A 13131-nucleotide genomic window follows, 5' to 3' on the forward strand; every position below is an offset into this window, starting at 1 on the left:
TCTACCACAGCCGCACCGACGTGCGGGCCGACCTGCCCTCTGCGTCGATCACCGAAAGCGTCACAAATCCGGGGCCGGGGACATCCAGCAGGGCCTCGCGCGACGAAAGGCCGGTCACAACCGGCGCTCCGTTGGCAAGCCAGGTGAAGGGCGCCGTACCGCCCTGCACCTTCACCTTCAGCGCCCCTGCCAGCAGTTCGACCTCGGCTCCGTCTGGCGGGAAAGTGACCGCAGGTGCATCCGCCGGCGCATCCAGCGCGGCACCGCGCGGGCGGAAATGGCGCAGTGGCTGCGGAAGCGCGGCATTGGCAACCAGGAGAGTATCCGCAGGAGCCGGTGGCCGCGGGTCCAATGCCGGCTTCAGCCGACCGAACGCCTGAAACAGTACGGGAGCGGCAAGATCGGCACCAAAGGCGCCGGGCACGGGCGTGCCATCGGCCCGGCCCAGCCAGATCCCGATCACATGCCTTCCGTCAAAGCCGATGGCCCAGGCATCGCGGTGGCCGTAGGACGTGCCTGTCTTGTAGGCGAGCCGGTTCTGCGGGGCGCCGGGCGGCGGTGGCAGGCCTGCCAAAACGTCGCCCACCTGCCAGGCAGCGGCGGGTGTCATCAGGCGCTGACCCTCGCTTCGGGCCCCATCAAGTTCTGCAGTAAGGGGAAGGGACACCCCGCCCCGCGCAATGGCCGCATAGATCTGCACCATGTCGGTCAGCGAGATCCCAAGGCCACCAAGTGCGGTGGCCAGTCCCGGCTGGTCGCCCGGCACGACGGCGGTCGCGCCTGCGCGATCCAGTGCCACCAGAAGCCTGGCAGGTCCAAGCGCATCCAGCAGCGCCACCACCGGCAGGTTCAACGATTGCTGCAGGGCCTCGCGCGCGCGGATCGTGCCGTGCCAGGTCTTGTCAAAGTTCTGCGGCGCATAGCCGTTGAAACTGGTCGGGCGGTCCTCCAACAGAGTCTCGGGATGGGCCAGGCCCTCTGAAAATGCAAGGCCATAGATCAGCGGCTTCAACGTCGATCCGGGCGAACGCAACGCAACCGCCATGTCCACAAAGCCCTGGCGGGCATCGGCCTGATAACCGGCCGAGCCGACGGAGGCGAGCAGCTCTCCGGTCTTGTGGTCGGCCGCGACGATGGCAACCTGCAGGCGTTCGCCCGAAGCGGAGACTGTCTGTGTGGCCAGTTGTTCGAGGCTGGCCTGCAGGACAGCGTCCAGCGTGGTCATGTGCAAGTGCTTGGCCGGCGCCGCCGCCGTCAGGCGGTCCGCCAGATGGGGTGCGAAGAGAGGAAAGGCCTTCCGCGCGGCCGGCACAGGCTCGGTCAGCGCCGCCCTAGCCTCGTCGGCATCCAGGATGCCGTCGCGTGTGGCGCGGGCCAGCACGCGGTCGCGCGCGGCATGGGCGGCGGCCAGGCTGCGGTCTGGGCGGCGGGATTCCGGCGCTTGGGGAATGGCCACCAGAAGCGCCGCCTCTGCCGGGGTAAGCCGGCGTGGCTCCTTGCCGAAATAGGCGAAACTGGCCGCCCGCACGCCTTCAAGGTTGCCACCGAACGGGGCGAGATGCAGGTAGAGGCCAAGAATCTGATCCTTGGTCAGACGCCGCTCCAACGCCAGCGCGACACGCATCTGGCGCAGTTTGCCGGTCATCTGTCCGGTACCGCTGTCCTCCAGCAGGCGCGCCACCTGCATGGTCAGGGTCGATCCCCCGGAAACCACGCGACCGTTCCAGGCGGCCTGCCCCGCCGCCCGGATCAGCGACAGAGGATCGACGCCGGGATGGCTGTAGAACCGTCCGTCTTCATAATCGACCAGCATGGTGACATAGGCCGGATCCACCGAGCCGCTGTCGGTCGCCAGCCGCCAGCGCCCGTCAGCCACGGTGTAGGCACGAAGCAGTGTCCCGTCGCGGGCGCGGACCTCGGTGGAAGTCTCCAGCGCAAGGGGCGGCAGCACAGTGAAGTCGATCCAAAGGTCGGCCCTGTCGCGCGCAAAGGCGGCGAGGAACAGCCCCGCCGCCACAGAGAAGATCAGGCGCGCGCGCATCTCACTCGCCGATCGTCACCGTTCCCGCATCCGAGCGGCCGCGGAAATCGGGACGATACATGTCCTCGACCGAGGCGGCCGGGTGGTGGAAGGTGCCGGGCGAAATGGCGCGGACGATGTAGGCCAGCTGGAACGGCGTGGCGTCGAACCGGTCCAGCGCGGCCATGAAGCGGTCCTGCCGGAACTCGGCATGTGAGACCGCCGTTTCCGGACTGAGCCAGTCCAGCGCCGAGATCGCCCCCGACGCCAGCAGGTTCGGGTTGTCGATCTCGAACCCGGCCGGCAGCGGGTCGGTCACCATCAGCCGACCCTCGCCGCTTGCGAATGGGGTGACGTCGAGCACCACCACCAGCCGGTCTCCGACCTTCACCTGGTCAAGCGTCGTCTCGGTTCCCTCCAGTGTGTAGTAGCTGCGCGCGATGCCATAGCCATTGCCGCCTGCTGGCTCTGGCTCGGTAGGGATCCCATAGGCGGTGACGGTCAGTATGGTGTCGGCTCCATCATTCTTCACCACGACGGGGGTCACGGTGGCCGCATCCATCACCTTGACCAGCGGCCCGGTCAGCGGTTGGCCGTCCATCGTCAGCCCCTCTGCTCCTGGCCCGTCGATCAGTGCCGAGGCCGCCTGAAGCATCCAGGTAGCCTCCTGAGTGGACAGACCCGTGGTGCGCCCGGCCAGTCGGTCGGTCAGGGCGTTCACGTCCACCGCCTTGGACCCGGCTTCTGCCGCAAGGGCCAGTACACCGGCAGCATCGCGCTGATAGGTCCCAAAGTCGGCGCGGAAGATTTGCTCGGTTTCCGGCGCCGCCTGGGCGTTCAGCTTTGCCGCCGCTTTGCGGAACATCGCGTCCGCGCGTGTCTGGTCGCCATAGGCGGCCAGGGCGGCCCCAAGCTGTGCCTGTGCCAGCGCCGTCCCGAAATCGTCGCCCTTCACGTCGGCATAATAGCGCAGGTCGCCCACCGCCGCCGCGCCTTCCCGCGCCAGGACCATCAAGGCATAGGCCAAGGCGGCGCCGGCATCGTTCGTCGAGGCATCGAAATCCGGCGCATAGTTCACCTGGTTGCGCAGGTTCGACAAGGCGTTGCGGAAGGCAAGATCAGGCACCTCGTAGCCGCGCACCTTTGCCCGGCTGAGGAAGTCGGTGACAAAGCTGTCCAGCCAGAAATCGCCCGATCCGGGCGCCCAAAGGCCAAAGCCACCCTCGGCCCCCTGGTTCATCAGGATTTCCGTGATCGCCTCCTGAACACGGGCCTGGATGCCCTCGGCAGACGCCAGGTCCATTGCCTCGGCGATCTGGTCATAGGTCAGGAGCGGCAGCGCCTTTGAGGTCATCTGCTCGGTGCAGCCATAGGGATAACGGTCCAATGCAGCCAATATCCCAGGCGCATTCAGCCGCGCGATGGGTCCCACCGCCAGGACCGCCTTTCCGGTTCCGGGCATCATTCCGGCAAAAGCGTTCTGGTCGAAGGTGAAGCTTTGCCCCTTGGCGAGGTCCAGCCGGGTGACACGGGCAATCTCCGGATCGTTTACCTGCACCGGAATGGTCAGTGTCTTGGTCAGCTGTTTTCCATCCGGCGTGGTCAAGGCCACGCGGATGGTCTGGTTGCCGACGGCGCCCGCCGTGATCGGAATCTGGAACGTGGCCTTGGCCTTTTCGGCAAGGTCAAACCCCGATGGCCCCGGACCGAGCGTCAGACCATCGGACGAAACGTCCAGCCCCATGCGGCCAGAGGGGCCGGTGGCATGGACAACCTCCAGCAGCAGCCGCGAACTGTCGCCAGGCGCAAGGAACCGGGGCACCGAGGCCGTTACGACCACCGGGTCGCGTACCAGCACATCGGCATTGGCCTGACCCACGCCGCGCTTGGACCAGGCGACCGCCATGACCTTCACCGTGCCGTTGAAGGCCGGCAGATCAAACGTGGTTCGCGCATATCCATCCGCGCCGACCTCCAGGGGACCGGCGAAATAGGCGACCAGTTCTTCGGTGGGCGGTGGGGCCTGCAGCCGTGCCTGAGCCCCGGCATCGCCGCCCGAGCGCACGGTACCCTCGGCCCCGTTCAACGGGTCGATCAGCCGGCCGTAGATATCCCGGATGCCGACACCCAGCTTACGCTGGCCAAAATACCAGGCCTGCGGATCCGGCGCCTTGAAGCCGGTCAGGTTCAGGATGCCTTGGTCCACCGCGGCGATGGTCACAAACGCCGTGTCGCCAGCCTCAAGTCCCTCCACCTTGACCGCGACAGGCAGCGGGCCACGCGGGTCGGCCTCGGCAGGAGCCTCGACCGTGGCCTGCAATGCCCGCGTGCCAGGGTCGATCGCAGCATAGGCAAGTCCCAGGGCCCGCGCCGGGTTGCGCCCGGCGGCCACGTCCATAGGACGCAGCACCGAAGCCGTCACATAGACCCCCGCACCCCAGTCGTCGGTCACGCTCAGTGGGATGAGGTTCTCACCCTCTTTGACCTCGACCGCCTTCATCTCGATGACGCGGTTCGACAGCACGGCAATCAGCGCCGTGCCCGCTGCGCGCGGCACGATGCGCAGTTGCGCGGTCTCGCCCGGCTTGTAGGCCGGCTTGTCCAAGGAAAGGTCCAGCGTGTCCGGCGTTGTCGAAGTATCGGCCGGCGCGTACCAGCCGGCGTAGAAGGTGGTCGAGGTCGCCGCCTCGCTACCATCGGTGCGCTCCACAGCGATCTCGTATTCACCCCATTGCACCGGCGCAGAAATCTCCACTGGCTGTGCGCCAAGGTCGGCCGTGCCCTCGGCCACGCGCTTTCGTGTGACGACCGGCTCCCAGTACCAGTTGCCATAGCTCTGGTACCATTGGTACTGCGTCTCGATGCGTGTGACTGTCCACTGCACCGCCATGGGTGACGCTGCCTCGCCCGCACCAACGCCAATCAGCGAGAACCGGGCATCGTCGCCTTCCGGCACGACGTCGCTGAACATCGGCTTCACGCCGATCACCGGCGCGGACGGCGACAGAAGCCGCGTGATCCGGCGTTCGACCGGGCGGCCCGACCCTTCGGCCACGCGCACCGTGACACGCGCCTCAAGCGGACGCATCGGATCGGCGACTTGCGGGAGTGCGATCGGGAACACGGCCTCGCCCGCCGCGTCGGTCCGCTCACCGCCGAAGGGCTCCAGCACGGCACTGAAGGGCTCGTCTTGGCGACCGAACACATAGCCGGGCCACTTCTCCAGGGCCTGCGCCGCGCGCAGCAGCACCTCGCCCTCGATGGCAAGGTCTGCGCCGGGCGCCCCGAACAGGTATTTCGCCTGGATGGTCAGATCGGGCGTATCGCCCAGCATCAGCGGCGCATCTGGCAGCGAGGCGGTGAAATCGATCCGCTCGGGCAGGAAATCCTCGACCAGGAAAGTGGTCGAGGCCAGCGCAGCCGCATCGACATCGGCAAAGACCTCCATCCGCCAGACCCCGCGCGGGGCGGAACCGGCGATGGGCAAATCAAAGACATGCCCGCCCTGCCCCGCATCGGGGGCCATCGCGCGCGAATATTCCACGCCGTCAGGACGGGTCAGCACCGCGGTCAGCGGCAAGCCGGTGATCGCGGCGGCCTCGGTGTCGCGCGACAGGGCGGTGGCGTGGACGATCTCACCCGCCCGATAGGCGCCACGGTCGGTGGTCAGGAAGACATCCACCGGCGGCGCGGGTTCGCGCCCCTCGACTCCGCGGTCGGACAGGTCGAATTCCGGATCGGTGAGGGAAAGGAACGAGATGTCGTTCTCTCCATCGCGTACGACGACCATCGCTGCAGAGGAAGCCCCCGTGCCGCGCGTCAGCCCGGCATCGAATCGTGCAACACCCTGGTCATCGGTGGTTGCCGTGCCAAGAATGGCATTTGCCGCATTCAGCAGTTCCACCTTCGCCCCGGGCTTCGGACCGGCGGTGCCAAGCGAGCGCACGGCCACGGTCAGCCCATCCACGCCCGAAAGCGTGGTAATCCCAAGGTCCGACGCCACGAACCACTGCCAGCCGGGGGGAGAGACATATGGGTCCACTCCCGGCACACTGGCGCGGATCACGAAGATGCCGGCCGTCTGGCCCTTCAGCGCCTCCTCCATCGGCAGGCGCGTTGTGACATCCTTGTTCACCTCCTGCGTCACAGTGGCCGTGCCGGACCACACTTCCTCGCCCATCTCGGTCGAGAAATAGCCCTCTTGCCAGTCCTGCATGGGCGAGCCGAAGTACTGGTTCTGGATGGCGCGCAGCAGGTTGCGGTCTGTCACCCGATAAAGCGTGAGGTCGAGCGTGGTGGCATTCACCGTTTGTACGGGAATCGCGGCTCCACCGGCGCGCGGCAGCACATAGGATCGTCCGGGGAAGCGCACACCGGGGCTACGGTCACGGATATACTGGGTGATCGGCACGTCGGCGGCGAGCACCTGGCCATCGGCAGCCGGCAGCCCTTCGCGGAAGGTCAACGTCACACGCTGCCCATGCGCCACGCCCTGCACGCAAAGTTGCCGCCAGCCGTCCGAACTTACGGTCAGGTCGGGTTCGGGAAGCTGCACGAAGCTTTCGTAATCAACCCCGCTGCGCACCAGATCATCCGAAAATGAGACGCAGACGCGTGGGCGGGCACTGTCGGCCTCGACCAGCGTTTCGACGATGCGGAAGCCATACTTGCCCGCGGCATCCGCCAGAAGCGCCGCCGTATCGTCACGCGGCTGCAGCTGCTGCGCCAAGCGATAGGCGCGCACCGTATCCGCGCCCCGGTCGATGCCCTCCAGGGCGCTGCCCATCGTCACCAGGATCGAATGACGCAGCGCAGGCGACTGCGCCCGCAGATAGGCATTCACAGCAGCGAAGTAGGCGCGCTCACGCAGGGCCCGGGCGTTGGGATCGTTCGTCTGCCCTGCTGCCAGCAGCAGACGGGAATAATCCTCCCAGCCCTCGGCCGAATCGGTCATGTTCAGCGCAGCACCGACGAAACGGCTCGCGCCAAGAACGTCTCCCTGCGCCTCTGCCTGGTTCGCCGAATCGATCAGCTCCTGGACCGTCCAGCCGTTGGTGGCATGTTCATTGGCCAGATTCTCGGCGACGGCGCGGATGTTGGCGATTTCCCAGTCGGCAACAAAGGTCAGTTCGGCCCGCCGCTCCGCCGCACCGGCCAAAACTGCCGGATCTGCGGTCAACACACTGCCCGACCAGGCGCCCTGATAGGCCGTGCCTTCGCCCGGCCCGGACTTCGGAAAGCACGACCCATTGCGCGTGTTGAAGGTGAAAGCGTCGCAGCGAGCGTTGGCCAAGCAGGCGCGCTCGCAGGCATCCAGCGTGGTGTCGAAGATCTTCGCGATATCGCCGCCAGGCAGGTCAACACCCTCGGTCAGCACCAGTCGACGCGGCGGTATCAGGTCTTCTGCCAGGACAGGCGGCGCCAGGACAGGCAGGGCAAGGGCGCCCAGAAGGGCATAAACAAGACCGCGCATCGAAATACCTCCCGCCGGAACGCCGTCATGCTGTCACGCCCGAACAGGGGCTGGCAAGGGCACTCCGGCGCAAAGAACCCACTTGTCATCAACGGCGTTAAGCACGGGTTCACCGCTTCGGACCAGACTGCACAGGCCGGGGACAGAAGGCCCGGGCAAACGGCAAGGAATTGGTCGGAATGGACATCGCAGAACGTCTGTCGCGCGAAAGGCGCGCGCGCTTGGCGGCGGAACGTCTTCTGGAACAGAAAAGCCGCGAGCTCTTTGCGGCGAACGAGAAACTCGCTCTTCACGCTCGGTCCCTGTCCGACCAGATCGTCGAACAGCGCCAGGCCATGCGCGAAGCCGTCAGCGAAGCCGAACACCTTAAGGGGCAGAATGCCCGCTATCTGACCGACCTTGACCGCGCCCATACCGCAGCCGTGATGGCTGAACGCCGTCTCTGGGATTCGATCAACGCCCTGCGCGACGGATTTGCCGTCTTCGACCGAAATCTCCGCCTCGTGACAGCCAACAGCGCCTACATGGCTTGCTTTGGGGGCGAAGGCATCGCCCCCGGCATCACTTATGCCGAAGTGCTGCGCCTCGGTGCCGCCTCAGGCCTGATAGATACCGATGCCGCCGGGCCGGATGCCTGGGTTGCCGCCATGCTGGACCGACTGGACCACGACTACATCGCCGCCCAGGTCGTGGCGTTCCGAAACGGCACCTGGATGCGCTTTGTCGACCGCCGGACGCGCGACGGCGATCTCGTGACGCTTGCCATAGACATCACCGAACAGATGCGGATCTGGGCCGCGATCGAGGCGATCCCGGACGGATTCGTGCTTTTTGACAGGGAGGAACGGCTCTTGACCTGCAACCAGCGCTACAAGGACACTTATCCCCTCTCCGCTCCGGCCATGGTCGCCGGAGCACGGTTCGAGGATATCCTGCGCTACGGCCTTGCCCGCGGCCAGCATTCCGATGCCCTCGGACGAGAGGAGGACTGGCTCGCCGAACGCCTCGCCAAGCATCGAAACCCCGACGGGGAAGAGGAGCAGCAGCTTGCCGATGGCCGCTGGATCCGTGTGCAGGACCATCCCACCCCCGATGGCGGTCGCGTCGGCCTGCGCGTGGACATTACCGAACAGAAGCACCAACAGGTCGCGCTGGAGGAGGCCCGTCGCGCGGCCGAGGCGGCAAACCGCGCGAAATCCGCCTTCCTCGCCAACATGAGCCACGAAATCCGCACGCCGATGAACGGGGTCGTCGGCATGGCCGAACTTCTGTGCGACACCGACCTGACCGAAGATCAGCGTCTGTTCGCGGAAACCATCCGTTCCTCGGGCGAGGCGCTGCTTGCGATCATCAACGACATCCTCGACTACTCCAAGATCGAGGCCGAGCGTCTGACGCTTCACCCGGAACCCTTTGATCTGGAACGCACCATCCACGAAGTGGCGATGCTGCTGCAGCCGCGCGCCCGCGCGAAGGGCATCGACCTTGCCGTGGATTTCGACATCTTCCTTCCCACGCGATTCATCGGCGACCAGGGCCGCATCCGGCAGGTGCTGACCAATCTGATGGGCAATGCAGTGAAGTTCACCGATGTCGGCCATGTGCTGGTGCGCGTGGTTGGCTTCGAAGTCGAAGAGGGCATCCGCCGGTTGCATGTCACCGTCGAAGACACCGGAATCGGCATTGCCCCGGAACACCTTGATCACATCTTTGGCGAGTTCAACCAGGTCGAAAGCGCCACGAACCGCAAGTTCGAAGGCACGGGTCTGGGCCTCGCCATCTCGCGACGTCTGATCGAGCGCATGGAGGGGACCGTCTGGGTAGACAGCGAGCCAGGCAAAGGCTCGGTGTTCGGCTTCCGCATCGACCTGCCGGTGGCAGAAGAGGAGGCCCGCCCCGGTCCGCCGGTGAACATCAGACGAGTCATGGTTGTCGATGACCAATTCATCAATCGCACCATCCTGGAACGGCAGCTTACCCCCTGTGGCATTTCCGTTGCGCTCTGCCGCTCCGGGGCAGAGGCACTGGCGGCACTGGCACAGGACACCGATTTCGACGTCGTGCTGACCGACCACGACATGCCCGAAATGGATGGGGTTCAGCTGGCGCAACGAATCCGCGCCTCTGGCCTGGCTGTGCCGCTGGTGCTTCTGTCCTCGAATCCGGCGGCCTTGCGCGACGGCCCCGGCGACTTCGCCGCGATCCTGCAAAAGCCGCTTCTCCGCTCGGAGCTTTATCGCCGACTCTCAGCCCTTCGGGCGCCTGCCATCGCCACCGCCGTCGAGCCGCCCCCTCCGCCCGACAGCCGTCGCCCGATGCGCGTTCTGGCAGCCGAGGACAACCGCACCAACCAGCTCGTCTTCCGCAAGATGGTACGTGATGTCGACATTGACCTCGCCTTCGCCAGCAATGGCCGTGAGGCAGTCGAGCTCTGGCAGAGCTGGCGGCCCGACCTGATCTTCATGGACATCTCCATGCCGGAAATGGACGGTCGCGAAGCCACAAGGGCCATCCGCGCCGCCGAAGCCAGCCGCGGTTCTCATGTGCCCATCGTTGCGCTGACGGCTCATGCCATGGACGGCGACGCCGAAGGCATCCTTGCCGCCGGAATCGACCGCTACCTGACGAAGCCTCTGCGCAAGAGCGCCATCTGCAGCGCGCTGGTCGAGTTCTGCCCGCCCGACGCGCGCCCCGTCGAACTGGAGGAAGAGGAGCAGCTGAAGACCGGCACCTGATCCGGTCTCAGGCTGCCGCGGCCGCCTGTCGAAGAAAGACCGGTCTATCGGGCGTAGACCGGTCTGCAACCCAGGCATAGCCGCCGGTGTCAAAACCGCGCAGATCTGCCGGATCGGTCAAATGGTGCTCCATGACAAAACGCGCCATCGCACCACGCGCCCGCTTGGCCCAGAAGCTGACGACCTTGGCCGCATCTCCCTCGCCATCCAGGAACACGGGCGTCACCACCCGCAGTTTCAGCGCCTTGCGATCGGCCGCCGTGAAGTACTCGACCGAAGCGCAGTTCAACAGCACCCCCGTCCCCGCCGCCTCTGCGGTACGATTCAACGCCTTCGCGACCCGGTCGCCCCAGAAGGCATAGAGGTCCGCCCCTTTCGGATTGGCCAGCCTACTCCCCATCTCCAGCCGATAGGGCTGGATCGCGTCCAAGGGGCGCAACAGGCCATAAAGTCCCGACAGTATCCGCAGGTGACCCGCCGCGCGGTGCCGGGCATCTGCCGACATCGTGCGTGCCTCAAGCCCCTGATAAGTGTCGCCGGCAAAGCAATGCATCGCCGCGAAGACCCGTTCCGGACCAGGGCGACGCTGGAACGCCGCGAACCGCTCCTTGTTCAGCCGGGCGAGGGGCTCTGACAGGTCCATCAGCCGCCGCAGGTCGTCGACCGAAAGGTCGCGTGCCAGCTTTGCAAGTTCCCAGGCCTGCGCCGCGAACTCCGGGTCGGACAGCGCCACCCCCTCGGGCCGCGCGCGCGCCGTTTCGTCCAGCTTCTTGGCGGGCGAGATCACGGTCAGCATGGCAGTCTCCTTCCAGCTTCGGGTTCAGGCGTCGCGCAGGATGTCCAGGAAGGCCTGCCCGAAACGGTCCACCTTCATCTCACCCATGCCCTGGATGCGGGCCAAGTCCCCAAGCGTCGCCGGCCGCCGTTCCGCGATATGGCGTAGCGTGGTGTGCGTGCAGGACAAGGGCTTTTCCGTGCCGTCCTCGCCGCGCTGCAGGCGCAACTGCGCCTCGGCCAGACGGTCGAACAACTCCCCTTCTGCCCGCCCTGCCAACCGCATCCGGGCAGGATGCAATTCCACCGCTGGCGCGCCCAGAATGACCTCCAGGAACAGCCGGCCATAGCTTTCCAGCTTCTTCGCCCCCACACCCGAGATCTGCGCCATCTCGTCGAGGCTCGCCGGTCGCCGCTCGGCCATCTCGATCAGCGTGCGGTCGGGGAAGACGACATAGGCCGGCACATTCTGCGCCTCGGCCAACGCACGCCGCTTGGCCTTCAGCGCCGACAGCAACGGCGCATCCTCATCACCCACCAGCGCCCGCACCATCGGACGGGACACCGCTGCCCTCACTGTATCGCGCCGCAGCGTAACCGCCTGCTCGCCGCGCAAAACCGGACGGGCAGCGTCTGTCATGCGCAAGGCGCCGTGGCGGTCGGGATCGGGGCGCACCAGGTCAAGCCCCATCATCTGCCGGAACACCGCTCCCCAGGCCGCCTTGGACAGGTCGCGCCCCACGCCAAAGGTGGGCAGGCCGTCGTGGCCCTTCTCAGTTACCTTGGCGGTGGCATTGCCAGTCAGGATATCGGTCAGATGCCCTGCCCCGAACCATTCGCCCGTTCGCAGGATCGCCGACAGTGCCTTGCGCACGGGTTCGGTGGCATCGAACAGCTCCGGCGGGCGGTCGCACAGGTCGCAGTTGCCACAAGGCTCGGCCGCTTCGCCGAAGAATCCCAACAATACCTGACGCCTGCATCCCTGCGCCTCGGCCAGCCCCAGAAGCGCGTTCAGCCGCGCATGATCGGCCGCCTTGCGCTCGGGCGGGGCCAGGCCTTCGTCGATCTGGGTCCGGCGAAACCGGATGTCGTCCGGGCCATACAACGTCAGCGTTTCGGCCGCAGCCCCGTCGCGCCCGGCCCGGCCGATCTCCTGGTAGTAACCCTCGATCGATTTCGGCAGGTCGGCATGGGCAACCCATCGGATATCAGGCTTGTCGATGCCCATGCCGAAGGCCACGGTCGCCACAACGATCAGCCCGTCTTCCTGCTGGAACCGCAGTTCCACCTCGCGGCGCTGATCGGCCTCCAGACCGGCATGATAGGCCACCGCCGGATGACCGGCATCCGACAGGGCCTGTGCGAGCGTCTCGGTCTTGGCGCGCGTGCCGCAATAGACAATGCCTGATTGACCCCGCCGCGAGGCGGCAAAGGACAGGATCTGCTCACGCGGGCCATCCTTCACAGCGAAGGCGAGGTGGATGTTCGGCCGGTCGAAGCCGCGCAGGAAGGTCGCCGGTGGCTGGCCGTCGAACAGTCGTGCCACGATCTCGGCCCGGGTTTCCTCGTCCGCCGTAGCGGTAAAGGCTGCCAGCGGCACGCCCAACACGCGGCGCAACTCGCCGATGCGCAGGTAATCCGGGCGGAAGTCGTGGCCCCACTGGCTCACGCAATGCGCCTCGTCCACGGCAATCGCCACCGTCCCGGCGCGGCGCAGAAGGTTCAGCGTCGCGGCCGAAGCCAGACGTTCAGGCGCGATGTACAGAAGCTTCAGCCGCCCCTCGTCGATGGCGACAAACACCTCTTCCGTCTCGGCCTCCGTATTGCCCGAGGTCAGGGCAGCCGCCTCCACCCCCGCCGCGCGCAGGGCCCGCACCTGGTCGCGCATCAGCGCGATCAGCGGCGAGACCACCAAAGTCAGCCCCGGCCGCATCAATGCCGGCAACTGATAGCACAGCGACTTGCCCCCGCCCGTGGGCATGATCGCCAGCACATTCCGCCCCGCGGCCACCTCGGCGACGATCTCCTCCTGACCGGGGCGGAAGGCTCCAAAGCCAAACACGCGCGCCAGAAGCGCGTGGCGGTCATCGGCGGCAGGCTGTCTGGCGTCCATCAGGTCCGAATGGTGC

5 protein-coding genes are annotated in these 13131 nt (G+C 66.5%); 1 reads left to right on the top strand and 4 read right to left on the bottom strand.

The genetic code is table 11. From position 1 onward, the window contains the following. Position 1 precedes the first annotated feature (1 nt). Positions 2–2041 (bottom strand): penicillin-binding protein 1C, encoded by a 2040-nt coding sequence (pbpC, locus tag JO391_RS14420; RefSeq protein WP_220661149.1) that lies wholly within the window; start codon positions 2039–2041, stop codon positions 2–4. Between the two features lies 1 nt (position 2042). Continuing rightward, complete coding sequence (locus JO391_RS14425) at positions 2043–7493, bottom strand: alpha-2-macroglobulin family protein (RefSeq protein ID WP_445738808.1); 5451 nt, start codon at positions 7491–7493, stop codon at positions 2043–2045. A gap of 179 nt (positions 7494–7672) precedes the next feature. Here JO391_RS14425 and JO391_RS14430 point away from each other — a divergent pair, with 179 nt between their 5' ends. Further along, entirely contained in the window at positions 7673–10228 is a 2556-nt protein-coding gene (locus JO391_RS14430) for a hybrid sensor histidine kinase/response regulator (protein WP_220661150.1), read from the top strand. A 7-nt stretch (positions 10229–10235) separates the two neighbouring features. On the opposite strand, the gene yaaA is transcribed toward JO391_RS14430, so the two are convergent. After that, on the bottom strand, positions 10236–11024 hold the full coding sequence (gene yaaA, locus JO391_RS14435) for a peroxide stress protein YaaA (protein WP_220661151.1): 789 nt from the start codon (positions 11022–11024) through the stop codon (positions 10236–10238). A gap of 24 nt (positions 11025–11048) precedes the next feature. Continuing rightward, positions 11049–13115, bottom strand: coding sequence for a DNA helicase RecQ (gene recQ, locus JO391_RS14440; RefSeq protein ID WP_220661152.1), 2067 nt, complete (start codon positions 13113–13115; stop codon positions 11049–11051). Positions 13116–13131: the final 16 nt, after the last annotated feature.

It is taken from the genome of Neotabrizicola shimadae (genome assembly GCF_019623905.1).
In the GTDB taxonomy this organism is placed as follows: Bacteria; Pseudomonadota; Alphaproteobacteria; order Rhodobacterales; family Rhodobacteraceae; genus Neotabrizicola; species Neotabrizicola shimadae.

Bases quoted from the DNA above. Each gene is read 5' to 3' on its own strand.
- JO391_RS14430 (WP_220661150.1), top strand. From the start codon at position 7,673: ATGGACATCGCAGAACGTCTGTCGCGCGAAAGGCGCGCGCGCTTGGCG.
- pbpC (WP_220661149.1), bottom strand. From the start codon at position 2,041: ATGCGCGCGCGCCTGATCTTCTCTGTGGCGGCGGGGCTGTTCCTCGCC.
- recQ (WP_220661152.1), bottom strand. From the start codon at position 13,115: ATGGACGCCAGACAGCCTGCCGCCGATGACCGCCACGCGCTTCTGGCG.
- yaaA (WP_220661151.1), bottom strand. From the start codon at position 11,024: ATGCTGACCGTGATCTCGCCCGCCAAGAAGCTGGACGAAACGGCGCGC.
- JO391_RS14425 (WP_445738808.1), bottom strand. From the start codon at position 7,493: ATGCGCGGTCTTGTTTATGCCCTTCTGGGCGCCCTTGCCCTGCCTGTC.